This window comes from Microbacterium phosphatis (genome assembly GCF_049177115.1).
In the GTDB taxonomy this organism is placed as follows: domain Bacteria; phylum Actinomycetota; class Actinomycetes; order Actinomycetales; family Microbacteriaceae; genus Microbacterium; species Microbacterium phosphatis.
The window spans coordinates 3,031,301-3,050,047 of record NZ_CP185370.1 but is presented as its reverse complement, the minus strand read 5'-3'; the positions used below and the strand labels follow the sequence as shown (position 1 = coordinate 3,050,047).

General features: G+C 72.7%; 14 protein-coding genes and 1 riboswitch. Of the genes, 6 read left to right on the top strand and 8 right to left on the bottom strand.

The genetic code is table 11. From position 1 onward, the window contains the following. Positions 1-24: 24 nt before the first annotated feature. A complete protein-coding gene (locus tag ACOKGD_RS14595; RefSeq protein WP_342335814.1) occupies positions 25-1,338 on the bottom strand; it encodes a glycoside hydrolase family 27 protein in 1,314 nt (437 codons plus the stop codon). Positions 1,339-1,566: 228 nt separating this feature from the next. Between ACOKGD_RS14595 and ACOKGD_RS14590 the strand changes: the two genes are divergently transcribed. The 3 genes from ACOKGD_RS14590 (at position 1,567) to ACOKGD_RS14580 (ending at position 7,192) form a co-directional block, all read left to right on the top strand. Continuing rightward, complete coding sequence (locus tag ACOKGD_RS14590; protein ID WP_342335813.1) at positions 1,567-3,294, top strand: ABC transporter ATP-binding protein; 1,728 nt, start codon at positions 1,567-1,569, stop codon at positions 3,292-3,294. Then, positions 3,291-5,393 carry an ABC transporter ATP-binding protein gene (locus ACOKGD_RS14585; protein ID WP_342335812.1) on the top strand — a complete coding sequence of 701 codons (2,103 nt, stop codon included), beginning with the start codon at positions 3,291-3,293 and terminating at the stop codon, positions 5,391-5,393. Before ACOKGD_RS14590 ends, ACOKGD_RS14585 begins: the two co-directional genes overlap by 4 nt. 965 nt (positions 5,394-6,358) lie before the next feature. Next, positions 6,359-7,192: an endonuclease domain-containing protein gene (locus ACOKGD_RS14580; RefSeq protein ID WP_342335811.1), complete on the top strand. Its 834-nt coding sequence runs from the start codon at positions 6,359-6,361 to the stop codon at positions 7,190-7,192. An 836-nt stretch (positions 7,193-8,028) separates the two neighbouring features. Here the strand turns inward: ACOKGD_RS14580 and ACOKGD_RS14575 are convergent. Continuing rightward, on the bottom strand, positions 8,029-9,789 hold the full coding sequence (locus ACOKGD_RS14575; RefSeq protein WP_342335810.1) for a D-alanyl-D-alanine carboxypeptidase family protein: 1,761 nt from the start codon (positions 9,787-9,789) through the stop codon (positions 8,029-8,031). An 82-nt stretch (positions 9,790-9,871) separates the two neighbouring features. Then, a riboswitch (TPP riboswitch) is annotated at positions 9,872-9,981 on the top strand. Between ACOKGD_RS14575 and ACOKGD_RS14570 the strand changes: the two genes are divergently transcribed. The 3 genes from ACOKGD_RS14570 to ACOKGD_RS14560 all read left to right on the top strand — a co-directional run bounded on the left by ACOKGD_RS14570 (position 9,975) and on the right by ACOKGD_RS14560 (position 12,902). Continuing rightward, positions 9,975-10,610 (top strand): ECF transporter S component, encoded by a 636-nt coding sequence (locus ACOKGD_RS14570; RefSeq protein WP_342335809.1) that lies wholly within the window; start codon positions 9,975-9,977, stop codon positions 10,608-10,610. (Overlaps the previous riboswitch by 7 nt.) 1 nt (position 10,611) lies before the next feature. Then, entirely contained in the window at positions 10,612-12,114 is a 1,503-nt protein-coding gene (locus tag ACOKGD_RS14565; RefSeq protein ID WP_342335807.1) for an ABC transporter ATP-binding protein, read from the top strand. Further along, positions 12,111-12,902, top strand: coding sequence for an energy-coupling factor transporter transmembrane component T family protein (locus tag ACOKGD_RS14560; RefSeq protein WP_342335805.1), 792 nt, complete (start codon positions 12,111-12,113; stop codon positions 12,900-12,902). Before ACOKGD_RS14565 ends, ACOKGD_RS14560 begins: the two co-directional genes overlap by 4 nt. Before the next feature lie 139 nt (positions 12,903-13,041). On the opposite strand, the gene ACOKGD_RS14555 is transcribed toward ACOKGD_RS14560, so the two are convergent. From ACOKGD_RS14555 to ACOKGD_RS14530, 6 genes are read right to left on the bottom strand one after another with little or no spacing between them, the layout of a single operon-like run. Further along, positions 13,042-13,671, bottom strand: coding sequence for an alkylhydroperoxidase domain protein (locus ACOKGD_RS14555; RefSeq protein WP_342335803.1), 630 nt, complete (start codon positions 13,669-13,671; stop codon positions 13,042-13,044). Continuing rightward, positions 13,668-14,252 (bottom strand): CMD domain protein, encoded by a 585-nt coding sequence (locus ACOKGD_RS14550; protein WP_342335802.1) that lies wholly within the window; start codon positions 14,250-14,252, stop codon positions 13,668-13,670. Before ACOKGD_RS14550 ends, ACOKGD_RS14555 begins: the two co-directional genes overlap by 4 nt. Before the next feature lie 26 nt (positions 14,253-14,278). Beyond that, the gene (locus tag ACOKGD_RS14545) at positions 14,279-15,289 is read right to left on the bottom strand and encodes a putative FMN-dependent luciferase-like monooxygenase (RefSeq protein ID WP_342335800.1); all 1,011 of its coding nucleotides are present in this window, start codon (positions 15,287-15,289) and stop codon (positions 14,279-14,281) included. 9 nt (positions 15,290-15,298) lie between these two features. Continuing rightward, positions 15,299-16,912 carry an ABC transporter ATP-binding protein gene (locus ACOKGD_RS14540; RefSeq protein WP_342335798.1) on the bottom strand — a complete coding sequence of 538 codons (1,614 nt, stop codon included), beginning with the start codon at positions 16,910-16,912 and terminating at the stop codon, positions 15,299-15,301. Further along, on the bottom strand, positions 16,909-17,769 hold the full coding sequence (locus tag ACOKGD_RS14535; RefSeq protein ID WP_342335796.1) for an ABC transporter permease: 861 nt from the start codon (positions 17,767-17,769) through the stop codon (positions 16,909-16,911). The genes ACOKGD_RS14540 and ACOKGD_RS14535 overlap by 4 nt, the downstream gene beginning before the upstream one ends. Beyond that, positions 17,766-18,740, bottom strand: coding sequence for an ABC transporter permease (locus ACOKGD_RS14530; RefSeq protein WP_342335795.1), 975 nt, complete (start codon positions 18,738-18,740; stop codon positions 17,766-17,768). The genes ACOKGD_RS14535 and ACOKGD_RS14530 overlap by 4 nt, the downstream gene beginning before the upstream one ends. Positions 18,741-18,747 lie beyond the last annotated feature (7 nt).

Genomic DNA, 18,747 nt, shown 5'->3' with positions numbered 1-18,747 from the left:
TTTCCGGCCGACGGCGCGATGCGCTCAGGCGCGCGAGGCGGGCGCGTGCGCGTCCCACCGCCACAGGCGCGCCCCGTGCGCGGGGAGGGCGACCTCGATCGCCGCGGCACCCGGGGCCACCCCGCGCGCGGCCGTGTGCGCCAGGGCGACGTCGTTTCCGCTCCACACCTCGCGCAGCGTCCCCTCGGCCGGGAGGCCCAGCTGCCCGCCGTCGATCACGGTGCGCAGTTCCTCCTCGCCCACGTTGAACGCCGCGGCATAGCGCTCGCCGTCGGCCCCGTCCGCCGCCCACAGGATCAGCGGGTCCTCTCGCAGCACCTCGCGCGGGGAGCGGGCGTCGCGCAGCACCGCCATGGCCTCGCGGTTGCGCAGCAGCGCGATCACCGAGGGATCCGAGGTCGGCAGGTCCCCGCCCACCATCAGGGGCGAGCGGGCGATGATCCACAGCGTGAGCAGGGTGATCCGCTCGTCGGGGGTGAGGCCGTCGTCGCGGGGCTCGCCCCGCTCGGCCCGGATGCCGATGCGGCCGAGCGGCAGCATGTCGCCGTCGGGCCAGCCCTCGGGGCCGGCGAACGGCGCCCAGCGCGCGAAACGCGAGAAGTTCGCGAGCACATCGGGCCAGCGGTCCCAGAGGTCGTCGCAGATCCGCCACATCGTCGCGTGCTCGCGCAGGTGATCCACCCGCGTGAGCGAGAGATCGCGCCCGGGGCTCAGGCTGATCGCGATGTCGCGACCGGTCCGGGCCACCGCGGCGGACAGCGCCTCGACGTCGGCGGCCTGGTACGGCCAGAGCATGTCGTCGGCCTTCAGGAAGTCGATGCCCCATTCGGCATACAGCGCGGCGATCGAGTCCATGTAGGCGCGCGCGGCCGGGTGCGTGTGGTCGAGGCCGAGCATGTCGGGGTTCCACTCGCACACGTTCGCGGCGTCACCCAGGTCCGCTGCGGTCGCGCCCTCGCCGCCGAGGATCGGCAGGGCGCGGTCGACCGCGATCCGCGGGATCCCGCGCATGATGTGGATGCCGAGCTTCAGCCCGAGCGCGTGCACGCGCTCCGCGATCCGAGTGAAACCCGATCCGTCGGCAGACGACGGGAAGCGCGAGGAGTCGGGGATCAGGCGGCCCCACTCGTCGATCGCGAGCGGAGCGTCCGCGTTGTAGCCGTGCGAGCGGGCCGTCGGATCCGACCAGTCGATGTCGATCACGACTGTGTCCCAGCCGGCGTCGGCCAGATGCGTCGCCATGAACTCGGCGTTGGCCAGCACCTCCGCCTCGGTGACCGTCGTGCCGTAGCTGTCCCAGCTGTTCCACCCCATCGGCGGGGTCTGCGCATCGTGCATCCCGCGAGCGTACTGGCCTGCCGGGGATCGCGCGCGGAGCCGTCGCGAGCGTGGCCGTTCGTGATCGTCTCGCCGCCGAACGGCCCCGCCCGGGGGCGTCGCCGAGCGCGCGCGCATTTCGCCCCCAGCGGACACGTGATCTCCCGGCTAGTGGAATGTCCGTGGCTGGTGGCAGAGTCGATCCGTCCTCGCGCGCACCCGCGCGAGGGAGTTCTCCTGGAGGCCCTCTTGCTCGGCAGACTCCTGTTCCGATATCTCCTGCAGTACAAGTGGCTTCTGGCCGCGGTCCTGCTCTTCCAGTTCGCGTCCGTGATGGCCGCCCTGTATCTGCCCTCGCTCAACGCCGACATCATCGACAAGGGCGTCGCGCAGGGCGACACCGACTTCATCGTCCAGACCGGTCTCATCATGCTGGCCGTCTCGTTCGGCCAGATCGTGGCGTCCATCATCGCCACCGCGGCCGCCGCGAAGTCCGCCATGGCGGTGGGCCGCGACATCCGCCGCGATGTGTTCCAGAAGGTCAGCTCGTTCTCAGAGCGCGAGGTGTCGCAGTTCGGCGCCGGATCGCTGATCACGCGCAACACGAACGACGTCCAGCAGGTGCAGATGCTCGCCATGATGGGCGCCACCATGCTGGTGCAGGCGCCGATGCTCGCCATCGGCGGCATCATCATGGCGCTGCGCCAGGACGTCGGGCTCAGCTGGATCATCGGCGTCGCCGTGCCGGTCCTGCTGATCGTCGCCGGCCTGATCATCTCGCGCATGGTCCCGGGCTTCCGCGCCATGCAGGCGAAGCTCGACGCCATCAACCGCGTGATGCGCGAGCAGCTCACGGGTGTGCGCGTGGTGCGCGCGTTCGTGCGCGAGCGCATCGAGGAGCAGCGCTTCCGCGGCGCCAACGACGAGATCGCTCTCGTGGGTCGTCAGGTCGGCTCGCTGTTCGTGCTGATGTTCCCCGTCGTCACGCTGGTGCTGAACGTCACGGTCATCGCCGTTGTGTGGTTCGGCGCGATCGAGGTCGACGCCGGCAACGTCGAGATCGGCACGCTGTTCGCCTTCATGCAGTACGTCGGTCAGATCCTGGGCGGCGTCATGATGGCGACGTTCATGACGATCATGATCCCGCGCGCGGCCGTCTCGGCCGATCGCGTGGGCGAGGTGCTGGCGGTCGAGAGCTCGCTGAAGCGCCCCGAGAACGCCGTGTCGACCATGCCGAACCCGGGCGAGGTCGTCCTGCAGGACGTGTCCTTCACCTACCCCGGCGCCGACGCCCCGGTCATCGAGGGCATCTCCTTCCGCGCGGCCCCCGGCGAGACCGTCGCCATCGTCGGATCCACCGGCGCCGGCAAGTCGACGCTGATCAACCTGATCCCGCGCCTGTTCGACGCCACCGGCGGCTCGGTCAAGGTGCACGGCGTCGAGGTGCGCGAGGCCGACCTCGAGGCGCTGTGGGCCGGCATCGGCCTGGTGCCGCAGCGTCCGTTCCTCTTCAACGGCACCATCGCCTCGAACCTGCGCTTCGGCCGCGAGGACGCCACGGACGACGAGCTGTGGGCCGCGCTCTCGATCGCCCAGGCCGCCGACTTCGTCCGCGAGAAGCCGCAGGGCCTCGACGAGCCGATCGCCCAGGGCGGCACGAACGTGTCGGGTGGCCAGCGCCAGCGGCTCGCGATCGCCCGCGCGATCGTCAGCCGCCCGAGCGTGCTGGTCTTCGACGACTCGTTCTCGGCTCTCGACCTCACCACCGACGCCCGCCTGCGGCAGGCGCTGTGGCGCGAGCTGCCCGAGGTCACCAAGATCGTCGTCGCCCAGCGCGTCTCGACGATCACCGAGGCCGACCGGATCGTGGTGCTCGACGGCGGGCGCATGGCCGGCATCGGCACCCACGAGGAGCTCCTCGCGAGCAACGACACGTACCGCGAGATCGTCGACTCGCAGCTGGGAGCCAAGCGATGACCTCCGTCGAGAACGATCAGGACGAGCAGGCCCGCATCGAGGCCGAGCTCGGCGAGCAGGCGCGCCAGCAGGGCGGCGGCCCCGGCAGCGGGTTCGCGCCCGGCAAGGCCAAGGACTTCCGGCGCAGCTTCGTCCGCTTCATCGGGCTTCTCGGCCCGTACAAGTGGGTCTTCGCCCTCGTTATGGTGCTCGGCGCCGCCGGTGTGGTGCTGTCGATCATCGGCCCGAAGGTGCTCGGCGAGGCCACGAACATCGTGTTCGAGGGCTTTATGTCGAACATGCTCGCGGCCCAGGGCATCCCCGCGGGGACGACCCAGGAGCAGGTCGTCGAGATGCTGCGCCAGGCGGGCCAGACCGATTTCGCCAACACGATCGCCGCCATGCAGCACTTCGAGATCGGGGCCGGCATCGACTTCGCCGCCCTCGGCGAGGTGATCCGCTGGGTCCTGATCCTGTACGTGGTCTCGGCCTTCCTGCAGTGGATCCAGGGCTACGTCATCAACGTGATCATGGTGAAGACCATGTGGCGCGTGCGCGAGCGGGTCGAGGCGAAGATCCACCGCCTGCCGCTGGCGTACTTCGACAAGGTGCAGCGCGGCGAGCTGATCTCCCGCGTCACCAACGACATCGACAACATGACCCAGACCCTGCAGCAGTCGCTGTCGGGCGCGGTCACCGCGGTGCTCACCGTTGTGGGTGTGCTCGTCATGATGTTCTCGATCTCGTGGCAGCTGGCGCTGGTGGCCCTGGTCGCCCTGCCGCTGATGGCCGTGATCTTCGGCGTGATCGGCCCGCGCTCGCAGCGGGCGTTCCAGTCCCAGTGGGCCAAGGTCGGTCGCCTGAACTCGCGCGTCGAGGAGGCCTTCTCGGGTCACGCGCTGGTCAAGGTGTACGGCCGTGAGAAGTCGAACGAGGACGCCTTCGGCGTCGAGAACGACGAGCTGTACGACGCCGCGTTCAAGGCCCAGTTCTTCTCGGGCCTGATGATGCCGGGCGTGCAGTTCATCGGATCGCTCACCTACGCCGGCATCGCCGTGCTCGGTGGCCTGATGGTCGCCTCGGGTCAGCTGCGCATCGGCGACGTGCAGGCGTTCGTCCAGTACTCGCAGCAGTTCACGCAGCCGCTGATGCAGCTGGGCGGCATGACCAGCGCGGTCATGTCGGGCACGGCCTCGGCCGAGCGCGTGTTCGAGATCCTCGACGAGCCCGAGCAGGGCGCCGACGCGTCCGATGCCGCGAAGGCCCCGGCGGGGCGCGGCGTGATCGAGTTCCGGAACGTCGCGTTCTCGTACAACCCCGAGCAGCCGCTGATCCGCGACCTGTCGTTCCGCGTCGAGCCCGGCCAGACCGTGGCCATCGTGGGCCCGACCGGCGCCGGCAAGACGACGCTCGTGAACCTCATCATGCGGTTCTACGAGCTCGACGGCGGGGAGATCCTGCTCGACGGGCAGGACATCTCGAAGATGACCCGCTACGACGTGCGCGAGCGCGCCGGCATGGTGCTGCAGGATCCGTGGCTCTTCTCGGGCACGATCCGCGACAACATCCGCTACGGCCGCCAGGACGCCACCGACGACGAGGTCGTCGCGGCCGCCAAGGCGACCTACGTCGACCGGTTCGTCCACACGCTGCCCGACGGCTACGACACCGTCCTCGAGGAGGACGCGGCCAACGTCTCGGCCGGCGAGCGCCAGCTGATCACGATCGCCCGCGCGTTCGTGTCGCAGCCGACGGTGCTGATCCTGGACGAGGCGACCAGCTCGGTCGACACCCGCACCGAGCAGCTGCTGCAGCACGCCATGGCCGCGCTGCGCGAGGGCCGCACGTCGTTCGTCATCGCGCACCGTCTGTCGACGATCCGCGATGCCGACCTGATCCTCGTCATGGAGCACGGCGACATCGTCGAGCAGGGCACCCACGACGAGCTGATCGGCCGAGAGGGCGCCTACTGGCGCCTGTACCAGTCGCAGTTCGAGCACGCCGCCGTCGACATCGACGCTGCCGTGTCCCAGGAGCTCGCCACCGCCACCGGCGCCATCGACCTCCCCGCCGCAGCCGGCGCCCCGGCCGGCGCCCCGGCCGAGGCCGAGCAGGCCTGAGCCCCGGCACACGGAAGGGCGGCCCCGTCTGGGGCCGCCCTTTTCGTGTGTGGGGTGGGCCCCGCGGGTGCGGCGCCCGGCGGGTGCGGCGCCGCGCCGGGCCGCCACGGGCGTCGGGCGGTACGGGCGTCGCGGGTGCGGCACCGCACCGCGCCGCGGGCGCCGGGCGGGCGCGGCCGGTCGGGCGTCGGGCGGGTACGGCTCGACGTGCACGCTTACGAAGATCTGCACGGATTCGGGCCGTCGCGCCGGTTTCGGCCCGTGACCGTGCGGATCCCCGTCGCCGTGCAGGTGCCGCCCGGCCGCGAGCGTGCGATCGTCCGCGCGCCGGCGCCGCGCCGGTTGCCGCGTTGACCTGCACCCCCACGGGGATCTGCACGGCCCCGGATGGATGCATCGTTTCGGTCCGTGACGGTGCAGATCCCCGCGAAGGTGCAGGAGCTGGCCGAGCACCGGATGCGACTGCCCTCGTTTCGGTCGGCGATTGTGTGGATCTCCATTGCCGTGCAGGTGCCGAGCGGGCGTGGGCTGCGATTGTCCGGGCGGGTGCTGCGTGCCGGAAGGCCCGCCGCGTGGCGCTGCACCCTTGCGGGGATCTGCACGCACCCGGATCGATGCGTTGTTTCGGCCCGCGACCGCGCAGATCTCCGTCGGGGTGCAGGTGATGCCGGGTCGCTGGCATGCGGTCGTCCGCGCGCGCCGCGTACGCACTGGCGCTGCACCCTTGCGGGGATCTGCACGCACCCGGATCGATGCGTCGTTTCCATCCGTGACTATGCGGATCTCCGTAGAGGTGCAGAAGCGTACGACTGCCGGATCGCGGTTGTCTGCGCGCGGCCGTGTCGATGGCGGCGTGGTTCCGTTCGGCCACGGGAGACTCGTCCGCAGGGGGCAGATCGGCGGTGTCGGATCGCAGGGCTGTGGATAACGCGGCGGGGCCATGGGAGCGCGGGCACGCTCGGGGAATGCATCCTGTGCGGGCACTCGAGGAACTGGGCGGCGTCGGCCGATACCGGACGCTGCGCGAGCGTGGCGTCACGCGTCATCACCTCGCGGCGGCGATCCGATCCGGCGTCGTCGAGCGCGTGCGAAACGGGTGGTTCGCTCTGCCGGGCATCGACGCCGAACTGCGATCCGCGGCGCAGCTCGGCGCCCATCTCAGCTGCGTCACCCTGCTCCGCCGCCGCGAGGTGTGGGCGCTGCCGGTGAGCACCGTCCACGTCGCTGCGGCGCCCCACGCGACGCTGGCCCGCACGACCACCGCCCAGGTGCACTGGGCGACACCCGCCCAGCCGCGCGATCCGGACGCCCTTGAGGACACCCTCCTCAACGCCTTGGTGCTCGTCGCGACATGCCAGCCCTACGAGCGGAGCCTGGCCGCGTGGGAATCGGCGCTCCGCAAGGAGCTGATCGACCCCGAGGTGCTCCGCGGGCTGCGGCTCCCGCCCGACGCCCGCCGGATGCTCGCCGACGCGAAGCCCTTCGCAGACGCCGGCGGCGAGAGCATCGTCGACTGGCGGCTGCGCCGACTTCGCCTGGGCGTGCCGATCCGGCGACAGGTCGTGCTGCTCGGGCGGCCCGTCGATCTCCTCGTCGGCGAGCGGCTCGTGATCCAGATCGACGGCGGCACGCACGTCGACCGCCAGCGCCTCGCCGACAACGAGCACGACGCGCGACTGCGTCTGCGCGGCTACACGGTGATCCGCATCGGTCACTGGCAGATCCTGGACGACTGGGCGACGGTGCAGGATCTGATCCTCACCGCGATCGCGCAGGGACTGCACCTCGCCCGCTCCTGAGACATCCTGGGCTTGTTCGCTCAGCGCGCCCCTTTCACGGCCTGCGCGGATCCGGAGATCTGCACGCATCCGGGTCAGCGGCGTGCGGTCGTCCGTGACGGTGCAGATGTTCGCCTTCGTGCACGCCCGGCGCGCGGAACCCCCGCCGGGTGGCGTGCCGTCGCCGGGTCACCGGCCTGCGCGGATCCGGAGATCTGCGCGGATTCGGATCGGCCGCGTGCGGTCGTCCGCGACCGTGCAGATGTCCGCTTCCGTGCAGGCGCGGCCTGCCGCGTGCGGCGAAGGGCACGCGTAGGGGCGCCCATCTGCGCGGGCGGGCCTGGGCGAACCAGCGTCACCGCCTGCGCGTATCCGGAGATCTGCACGGATCCGGGTCAGCGGCGTGCGGTAGTCCGTGACGGTGCAGATGTCCGCCCTCGTGCAGGCCCGGGACGGGGAATCTGGGTGCGCGGCGTCACCGGCCTGCGCGGATGCGGAGATCTGCACGGATTCGGGTCAGCGGCGTGCGGTCATCCGTGTCGGTGCAGATGTCCGCCCTCGTGCAGGTCCGGCACGGGGAATCTGGGCGCGCGCCGGGTCAATGACCTGCACGGATCCGGAGATCTGCACGGATCCGGATCAGTGGCGTGCGGACGTCCGTGTTGATGCAGATCTCCGCCGTCGTGCAGCCGCACGCGCACCACAGCCCAGCCGCACCCGCGGCCCACGCCGCAGCCGCGCCCCCGCCGCACAGCCGCACACGCAGCCCCCGCACCCGCACCCGCGCCGCACGCCGCGCCCGCAGCCGCACCCGCGGCCCACGCCGCAGCCGCACCCGCACCCGCGGCCCCGGGGCGTTACTGCAGCCCGAGGAGGTCGAGCGGGTGGGTGAGGCGCCACTGCAGGGTGGGGCCGGGCACGTCGCCCGAGAGCGCGAGGGGCACCACGGTGCTGTCGAACGGGCCGGTGGCGGTGAGCTCTCCCACCGTGGCGCCGTCGGCGAGGCCCAGGTCGACGTCGTACTCGGCGTCGATGGCGGCGGTGCCGCTGTCCCAGAGCACGACCTGGGCGTCCTCGGTGGTGACGACCTCGGCGGCCGCTCCCCACTCGGTCGAGACGGTCGCGACGACGGTGTCGTCGGGTACCGACGGCTGCAGCTGCAGCGAGGCCTCGACCTCGTCGAGCAGCTGGCGGCTGACCATCTCGCGGCCGTCCTCGTCGGGCTGCCCGAGCACCGCGGCGTAGAGGCGCACGGTGGTCTGGCCGACGGTGATGTCCTTCGCGGTGAGCAGGTTCCACTGCTCGCGCCAGCCGTCCAGCAGCGTGCCGGTCTTGATGCCCACGACACCGGGGTCGCCGAGCAGGGGGTTGGTGTTCTCGTGCACCGCGTCCTCGCCCTCGGCGCCCGGCACGGTGAACGACGGCATCTGCACGATCTGCGCGACCGTCGGATCGGCCAGCGCCAGGCTGGCGAGCTTGACGAGGTCGGCGGCGGTGGCGGTGTTCTCGGGATCGATGCCGCTCGCGTCGACCATCGTGATACCACCCAGACCGTGCGCCTCGAGCCAGGCGGGCACGGCGGCCACGAAGGCATCCTTCGAGCCCCACAGCTCGGTCGTGAGGCGGTCGATGTAGTTGTTGGCGGATCCGATCAGGATCCCCTCGAGCAGCTGACGCTCGGTCATCGTGCCGTCGACCGGCACGTCGAGCGCCGATTCGTTCTGGTAGCGGTAGTTCCAGTAGAGGTCGCGATCCTCGCCGGTGAAGGCGTAGGAGGGGCCGTCCTCCCCGGCCGCGAGCGGGGCCTTCTCGAGGATCATCAGCACGGTCACGACCTTGGTGATGCTCGCCATGGAGGCGCGCTCGCCGTTCGAGGACGGCACAACGCCCAGGCCCTCGGCGCCCACCGCGGCGGTGCCGTCCTGGGGCCAGGTCACCCCGAGCGGCTTGCCGGGCGCGGGCTGCACGGTCGCCTCGCTGATCGTGGGGGCTACGGCTCCGAGGGGCCACAGCGCGCAGCCGGCGAGGTACGTGAGCCCCAGCGCGGCGGCGGTGATCAGGGGCGCGGCGACGGCGGCGCCGCGGCGGCGCGTGCGTACGGGCGGCAGCAGCTCGGCGATGACGGGCGCGCCCGCGGTGGCGGGGGGCGTGCCGAGCGTCTCGGGGCTCACCCAGGCGAGCGCCGCGGTCGTCGTCGGCACGGGGGCCGGTGCCGCGGCCGGCGGGGTGTGAGCGGGGGCGCCCGCGGCAACGGGAGCGGCGACGGTCGCCGGGAGGGCGTTCCTCAGCAGCGACGAGACCGTCGCGTCCTCGCGGCGCGCACGGCGGCCGGAACGACGCAGCGGCGGGTCGATCTCGGGCTCGTCGTCGAGCTCGGCCGCCGAGACGGCGCGGCGGGTGCCGCGCTTCTCGCGCGCGATGAGCGCGGCGACGTCGAACGCCTGCGTGGCACCGGGATCGGCCGGGGTGGCGGCGGCCGCATCCGGGTCCGCGGCGGCCCCGGTCCCGGCGGTCTTCTCGAGCTCGATCAGCGCGGCGACGTCGAAGGCCTGAGTGGGCTCGAGGGCGCTCGCCTCGGAGCCGGGCTCGCCGAGCGGGGGGAGTTCGTCGGTGGACACTCGAATACGGTACCGGGCGCAACCGGATACCACCCGTAGATCCGCAGGTCGTCGAGCTCGCCGATCCGGATCTACAATTCATTCACAACCACACGGGAGTCCGGCGAGCCGGGCTGAGAGGAAGCGAACCGCGCTTCGACCGTCGAACCTGATCCGGATCATGCCGGCGCAGGGAGGAGAACAAGATGAGCACGTCCACGTCCGCAACAGGACAGTCCACGTCTTCGGCCACGGCCCCGCGTCGCCTGCAGTGGCGCATCGTCGACATCGTCGTCGCGAGCATCGTCGCCGTCGCCTGCGCGGTGATCTTCGCCGTCTGGAACGTCGGCTACGAGGCCCCGAGCACCGTGTTCGGTGCGATCCTGCCGGGCCTCGGCGCCCTCGTGAACGGCCCCTGGCTGATTGCGGGAGTCCTCGGCGGCCTGATCATCCGCAAGCCGGGCGCCGCGCTCTACACCGAGCTCGTCGCCGCCACGATCTCGGCGCTCATCGGCAACGTCTGGGGCCCGCTGACCATCGTCTCCGGCCTGGTGCAGGGCCTCGGCGCCGAGCTGGTGTTCGCGCTGTTCCTCTATGCCGCGTTCCGCGTGCCGGTCGCCCTGCTCGCCGGCGCCGCAGCGGGTGTCGCCTGCGCCATCAACGACCTCGTGCTCTGGTACGCCGGCGCCGACGCGCTGTTCTCGACGGTCTACATCGCCTCCTCGACGCTCTCGGGCGCCGTCATCGCGGGCATCGGCGGGTGGGCGATCACCCGCGGGCTCGCCGCCACGGGCGCGCTGAACCGCTTCGCGGCCGGCCAGGCCACCGCCAAGCGCGTCTGACGTGGCCTCACCGGCATCGCCGGCGCCGGCCGCGGTCACCGCTCGCGGCTGGGGCTGGCGCTATGCGACGCGCCTGAAGTGGGCAGCGCGCGGCATCGACCTCGACATCGCGCCCGGCGAGCGGGTGCTGCTGCTCGGCGGATCCGGCTCCGGCAAGTCCACGCTGCTGCACGCCCTAGCCGGCGTCCTCGGCGGGGACGAGGAGGGCGAGCACGCGGGTGACCTGCGCCTGGACGGCGCGGCCCCCCACAGCGTCCGCGGTCGTGCGGGCCTGGTGCAGCAGGATCCGGACGCGCAGGCCGTGCTCGCCCGCGTGGGCGACGACGTGGCGTTCGGCTGCGAGAACCTCGGCGTCCCGCGCGAGGAGATCTGGCCGCGCGTGCGCGAGGCCCTCGACCTCGTCGGCCTCGGCGTGCCGCTCGACCGCCCCACCAACGCCCTGTCGGGCGGGCAGAAGCAGCGCCTCGCCCTCGCGGGCGCCCTCGCGATGACCCCCGGGCTGCTGCTGCTCGACGAGCCGACCGCGAACCTCGACCCCGAGGGCGCCCGGTCGGTGCGCGACGCGGTCGGCCGCGTCCTCGACCGCACGGGCGCCACGCTCGTCGTCGTGGAGCACCGGATCGACGTGTGGCTGCCGCTGATCGACCGGATCATCGTGCTGGGGTCCGGAGCGGATGCCTCCTCCGGCGGATCGGCGGTCATCGCCGACGGGACGCCCAACGAGGTGCTGGGCACGCGCGGGGCCGAGTTGGCGGCCCGGGGGGTCTGGGTGCCGGGCATCCCGCCCCGCCATCCCGCGCCTCCCGTCGCGGCGCCCGGCGAGACGCTGCTCACCGCCCGCGGGCTCGAGGTCGCCCGGGTGAAGGGCACGCCCGTCGCCGGGCCGGTCGACGAGGTCGTGCGCGCGGGAGAGGTGCTCGGCATCATCGGGCCGAACGGCGCGGGCAAGTCGACGCTCGGGCGCACGCTCGCCGGACTCCTGCCACCGGCCGCCGGCGCGATCGACGCGTCCGAGAGCCTGTCCGCCGGGGCCGGCCCCGCGCCGATCCGGTGGACCTCGCGCCAGCTGCTGACGCGCATCGGCACCGTGCTGCAGTCGCCGGATCACCAGCTGCTCGCGAGTTCGGTGCGTCGCGAGCTCGAGGTCGGGCCGCGCGCGCTGAAGCTGCCGGAGGGCGAGATCGCCGCCCGCGTCGACGAGCTGCTCGAGCGACTGCGCCTCGCGCACCTCGCCGAGGCGAACCCGCACACGCTGTCGGGCGGCGAGAAGCGACGGCTGACCGTCGCCGCGATGCTCGCGACGAGGCCGCGCGTTGTGGTGCTCGACGAGCCCACGTTCGGGCAGGACGCCCGCACCTGGGCCGAGCTCGTCGACATCATCGCGTCGCTGCGCGACGGGCGGGGCGACGACCCGCGCAGCGCGGTCGTGGCGATCACGCACGACGCCGATGTGCTCGCGGCGCTGCACGCCCGCGTGCTGGCGCTCCCGGGGGCGACCGCGTGAGCCTGCTCCAGCCGCGCCCCCGATCCGGCCCCCTCGGCCGCGTGAACCCGGTCGCGAAGCTCGGCGCCGGGCTGCTCATCGCGTTCCCGCTGATCCTGTCGGTCGACTGGGTCTCGGCGGTCACCGCGCTGATCCTCGAGGTGCCGCTGATGCTGCTCGCCGGGCTGCGCTGGCGCGAGTTCTGGGTGCGCACCGCGCCGGTGTGGATCGCGGCGCCCCTGACCGGCGTGACGATCGCGCTCTACGGCGAGGCGAGCGGGCAGGTGCACTTCCAATGGCTGTTCGTGCACATCAGCGACGGATCGCTGTCGCTCGCGATGGCGGCGGTGTTCCGCATCATCGCGATCGCGCTCCCCGGGGTGGCGCTGTTCGCCACCGTGGATCCCACGGATCTCGCCGACGGCCTCTCGCAGCGCGTGCGCCTTCCCGCGAGGTTCGTGCTCGGCGCCCTCGGCGGGCTGCGCCTGGTCGGGCTGCTGGTCGACGACTGGCGCGAGCTCGAGCTCGCCCGGCGGGCGCGCGGGGTCGCCGACACCGGGCGCCTGCGGCGGCTCGGCGGGATGGCGTTCGCGCTGATCGTGCTCGCGATCCGCCGCGGTTCGACGCTGGCCACGTCGATGGAGGCCCGCGGATTCGGGGCGCCGACCCCGCGCACCTGGGCGCGGGTGTCGCCGTGGACGTGGCGTGAGTGGACGCTGCTGCTCGCCGGCGCGGCCATCTCGTCGACCGCCGTCGCCGTCGCCGTGGCCACCGGCTCGTGGAACCTGATCCTCGGCGACGGGGCTTAGGCGCCCGGGGCGCCCGGCGCGGGGTGCGGGCGGGAGGGGGTGGGGTAAACGCGCGGGTGGCGTAAGCGCGGGGGCGGCGCAGAACCGCCGAACGGGGCGGCGGCCGGGTGGTCGTCGCCCCGTTCGGGGTCAGCAGGCGTCAGGGCAGCTCGACGCCCGGCTGCACCGCGCGGCCGAGGGTGAGCATCAGACGGTTGGCGTTGTTGAAGAACGACGCGCCCTGCAGCACGTCGAGGATCGACAGCTCGTCGAACCCCTCGGCGCGCAGCGCCTCGACGTGGGCGGACGTCAGGGCGATCGGCGTCTGCGTCAGCGCGATCGCGGCGGCCTTGACGGCGTTCCACCGCGACCCGAGGTCGGCCTCGACCCCCTCCTCGAGGAGACGGGCGACATCGTCCTCTCGGCGGGAGAGCTTGCCCGCGAAGCGCGCGTGCACCGAGGCGCAGAAGACGCAGCCGTTCAGCCGCGACGCGACCGCCGCGGCGAGCTCGCGATCCGCGCGCGGCGCCCCCGCGTCCTCGTTGTAGAAGATGCCCTTGTCGGTCCTCGTGCGGTTGAGCAGCAGCTCCGGATCGCGCGCGAGCAGGCGGAAGTAGGGGCTGTTCGCGCGGCGCTCGTCGTCGAGGCCCGTCAGCTGGCGCTCGGTCAGGTCGTCCTTCGCCGGCGGCTCGAGCCAGGGCACCCACCCGACCTGCTCGGTGGTGAAGCGATCCGGGTGGGGCAGGTCGTAACGGAGAGTGCCGAGCGCGGTGGTGGCGGTGTCGGTCATGCGAAGACCTCCTTGAGGACGGTGAGCGAGGCGATGACGCGCTGCTGGAAGGCGAGGAACGCGAGCAGCTGCGAGAGGGTGACGATGCCGTCGGTCGACCAGCCGGCGTCCTGCAGGAGGTCGTGCGAGGCGGCGTCGGTCTCGCGCAGCCGGTAGGTGAGCAGGTGCGCGTGGGCGAGGGCGGCCGCCAGGCGCGGCTCGATGCCGGCGATCTCGACGGCGAGCAGGCGCAGCCCCTCGGTGTTCTCGGACGCGAGGCCGGGCTCGGCGTAGTGGCCGAACGGCCCGGACCAGAGCGACTGCTCGGCGGCCGTCAGAACGGCCTCGGCCGCCGGCGATGCCTCGCGCGCGTGCCGGGCGTAGAACTCGGCCGTCTCGTCGTCGGCGGTGAGGCGGGTGGCGAAGGCGGCGACGAGCCAGCGATCGGCCACCGAGAACTGCGAGTCGTCGACTGGCGCGAAGATCGACTCGAAGTACTTCTGCGCGTACTCGCGCACATCGGGGCGGCGTCGGCGCACGGCGCCGAGCTCCGGGGGGACGGACGCGATCTCGTCGATCACATCGGTGGGGACAGGGGACATGGATGACCTCCGAGGGGTGAGGGGATTCAAACGGTGGCGAGTGCCCGGCTCGTCGACCACCCGAGGCGCGGAGCGACCTCGGTGGCGGCGAGCTCGAGGGAGCGCAGGATGTGCTCGTGCGACGGATCGACCGAGTGCACCTGGAAGGCGACCTCGTCGACGCGCGAGAGCACTGCATCCTCCCCGAGCAGTCGGGCGACCTCGTCGGGGTCGCCCACGAACGTGTCGCCGGTGGCGGCGATCGACTCGGGGGAGCGCGTGTCGAGGCGCGTGCCGTTGCGCTCGGCGAGGGCGCGGATGCGCTCGAGCCCGGCCTCGGCCAGACGGAGCGCGTCGGCGGTGGTGTCGGCGACGAACACGGCGCGCGAGGCGGTGATCCGCGGCGTGGCGCTCGAGGGCAGGGCCGCGGTGTAGGCGTCGACGATCGGCACCTGGATGTCCGAGAGCGTCGCGTGGGCGAGCTCGGGCGTGCGCGGCTGCGCCTTCGACAGCAGCAGCGCGTTGCCGTTCTCGCCCGCCGAGACGCCGCCGTACGTCGAGAACGTCGCCTGCCAGATCCGCTGCCGCAGAGCGAGGCCCGAGGGGTGCAGGCTGTTGCCCGCGCCCAGGTCAGCGCCCTCGAGCGCCGCGTGCAGGCGCGCGAGCTTGCTCTGGTAGTCGTCGGCCTTGCGCGCGGGGTCGAGGCCGAAGGGCACGAACGACTCGGGGCGCGCCCCGCTGCCGAGCCCGAGGTCGATCCGGCCGCCCGAGAGCAGGTCGGCGACGACGGCGTCCTCGGCGACCCGGATCGGATCCTCCAGCGTCAGGGTGACGATGCCGGTGGCCAGGCGGATGCGCGGGATCCGCGCCGCGGCGTGCGCGAGGAAGACGAACGGCGACGGCAGGCCGCCCTCGATGTAGCGGAAATGGTGCTGCGCGACCCAGGCGCGGGCGAACCCGTGGGCCTCGGCGTGCGCGATCTGCGCGAGCGCGAGGCGCAGGCGCTCGCCGGGCGCGACGTCGTCGAGCAGGCGGGTGAAGAAGGACAGTTCGGTCATCGGGATACCTCAGATCACGTAGGTGTCGAGCGCCACACGGGGGATGGCATCGAGCAGGGCGCGGGTGTACTCGTGCTGGGGGGCCTCGAAGACACCGCGCACGGGGCCCTGTTCGACGGCCTCGCCGCGCCGCAGCACGGTGACGGTGTCGGCCAGGCGGCGCACCACCGCGAGGTCGTGCGAGATGAAGACGTAGGTCAGACCGCGCTCGCGCTGCAGCTCTTCGAGGAGGTCGAGGATCTGGGCCTGCACGGTCACGTCGAGCGCCGAGACGGGCTCGTCCAGGATCAGCACCCGCGGCTCGGGCGCGAGGGCCCGGGCGATCGCGACGCGCTGTCGCTGGCCGCCGGACAGCTCGCGGGGCCGGCGGTCGTGGTAGCGGGCGTCGAGGGCGACGCGGTCGAGCAGCTCGGCCGCGCGCGTGCGCGCCTCGCGGCGCGGCGCCAGGCCGAACCGGACGATCGGCTCGGCGACGATGTCGAGCACGCTCATCGCCGGATCGAGAGACGCGTACGGGCTCTGATACACGTACTGCACGGCGCGCCGGAAGGAGCGGCTCTCCTCGCGCGGCAGGCTCGTGACCTCGTGACCCGCGACGGTCGCCCGGCCGCCCGTGGCCGTCTCGAACCCCATCAGGATGCGCGCGATCGTCGACTTGCCGGATCCGGATTCGCCCACGATGGCGTGGGTGGTGCCGGGGGCGACCGCGAACGACACGTGGTCGGCGGCGACGACCGCGGCCTTGCCGCGATGCGCGCCGAACCGCTTGACCAGACCGTCGACGGCGATCTCCGGTGCGGTGGGGGAGGCTTCGGGCGGCACCGGGCGGAACTCGGGCAGATTCAGCGCGGGGGCGTTGGCGACGAGGCCGCGGGTGTAGTCGCCCGCCCGCCCGCCGAGGATCACGTCGATCTCGCCGGCGTCCTCGACGACGCCGTGCCGCAGCACGACGATCCGGTCGGCGCGCTCGGCGGCGACGCCCAGGTCGTGGGTCACCAGCAGCACGCCGCTGCCGTCCTCGCGGCGGATCTCGTCGATGAGGTCGAGCACCTTGCGCTGCACCGTGACGTCGAGGGCGCTGGTCGACTCGTCGGCGACGATCAGCGCCGGCCGCAGGGCGATCGCTCCCGCGATGAGCGCGCGCTGCCGCTGGCCGCCCGAGAGCTCGTGCGGGTACGACCGCGCGATGCGCTCGGCATCGGCCAGCCCGACGCGCTCGAGCAGCGTGTGCACCTCGCCGTCGATGCGGGAGCGCGAGCGCTCGCCGTGGATGCGCAGCACCTCGCCGATCTGCCAGCCGATGGGCTTCAGCGGGTCGAGCGAGGCGGTCGGATCCTGCGGGATCAGCCCCACCTCCCTGCCGAGCAGGCGCTCGAGGCGGCGTCCGCGCAGGTGCGTGATGTCGGTGCGCCCGAGCTGCACGCTGCCCCGCAGGAGCCGGGCGCCCTGGGGCAGCAGGCCGATCGAGGCGAGGGCGGCCGTGGTCTTGCCCGATCCCGTCTCGCCGACCAGCGCGACGGTCTCGCCCGGCTCGATCCGGAGGTCGACGCCGTCGACCGCGATCACGCGGCCGCGGCGGGTCTCGTAGCCGACGACGAGGTCGCGGATGTCCAGGACGCTCATCGACGCACCCCCACCGACTGGCTGATGCGGTTGGAGGCGAGCACCACGAGCAGGATCACGAGGCCGGGGAAGGCGGTCACCCAGGGCGCCGCGCCCAGCAGGTTGCGGCCCTGGGCGATGATCATGCCCCACTCCGGATCGGGCGGCTGAACGCCGTAGCCGAGGAATCCGAGGGTCGACAGCGCCAGGATCGCCCCGCCGAACTGCAGGGCGAACAGGGCGACGACGGGCAGCAGCGAGTTCGGCAGGACGTGCCGGAACAGCACGGTGGCGAAGGTGCCGCCGGAGCCGTATGCCGCCTCGACGTACTCGCTCGCGCGCACGGTGACGACCTCGCTGCGCACCAGGCGGGCGAAGCCGGCGATGGAGCCGATGCCCACCGCGATCGCGGTGTTGACCGTGCCCGTGCCCAGCAGCGCCACGAAGGTGAGGGCGAGGAGCAGGCCGGGGACGGCGAGAAGCACGTCGACCACCCGCATGAGCACGGTGTCGACCACCCCGCCCACCGAGCCGGCGGTGGCACCGAGCAGCACGCCGGCGCCGAGGCCGATCGTCACCGCGATGCCCGCGCCGAAGAGCGACTCGCGCGAGCCGAAGATCACGCGGGCGAGCTGGTCGCGGCCCACCTGGTCGGTGCCGAACGGGTGCAGCGGGCTCGGGCCGGTCAGGCCCGGCGCGACCGGGTCGTACGGGCCGGCGGGGGCGAGCAGCTCCGGCACGAGCGCCCACACGACGACGACGGCGATCACGGCCCACGCCAGGATCAGGGTGATCGACGGCAGCGGGCGCCGCCGCTTCTCGATGCGGTGCGCGACGCGGACGGCGGGGGCCGGGCGGTCGAGGGCCTGGGCGGTCATGCCGCCACCTCCTTCGCGGTCGTGGGGGTCTCGGTGCTCGCCCACTGGCGGCGCAGGCGCGGATCGAGGATCGGGTAGAGCAGGTCGACGAGCAGGTTGACGCCGACGAACAGGGCCGCCGCGATGATGACGACCGCCTGGATCACCGGGAGGTCCTGCGACGCGACCGCGTCGGACATCAGCCGCCCGATTCCCGGGCGCCCGAAGACGGTCTCGGTGACGACCGATCCGGCGAGGATCTCGGCGAACACCAGGCCCGCCATCGTCAGCGTCGGCAGCAGTGCGTTCTTCGCGGTGTGCCGCGACAGGATCCACCAGCGCGAGGCGCCCTTGGCCTGCACGACCTGCACGAACGGTCGGCCCTGTGCCTGCTCGAGGCTGCGCAGCAGGATCTGCGCGAGCGGGGCCGAGATCGGGATCGCGAGGGTGATGACCGGAAGGATCAGAGCCTGCACGGGATCCGGGTTGATCATCGGCACCCACCCGAGCTGGAACGAGAACACCTGGATCAGCAGCAGTCCGACCCAGAACGCCGGCAGCGAGGTGAGCACCGAGGGGATCGACTGGATCGTGCGGCGCAGCCAGGCGAACCGGGCGAAGCCCGCCAGCAGGGCGAAGCCGGCGGCGAGGAGCGCCGCCAGCGCGAACGCCGGAACCGCGACCCCCAGGGTCGACGGGATCGCCGTCGCGAGGCGCTCGCGCACCGGCACCGCGTTCTGGATCGAGTAGCCGAGGTCGCCCTGCACCAGGCCGACGAGGGCATTGAGGTACTGCAGCACGGTCGGGTCGTCGACGCGGTAGTAGGCCCGGATCGCGGCGATCTCGTCGGCGGAGAGGCCCATCTCGGGGCTCTCGAACTTGATCATGATCCCGTCGCCGGGCAGGACGGAGAGCAGGAGGAACGTGGCCGTGTAGGCGATCCAGAGCACCAGGAGCGCCTGCAGCACCCGCCCGATCAGGTACCTGACCATCGTTCGC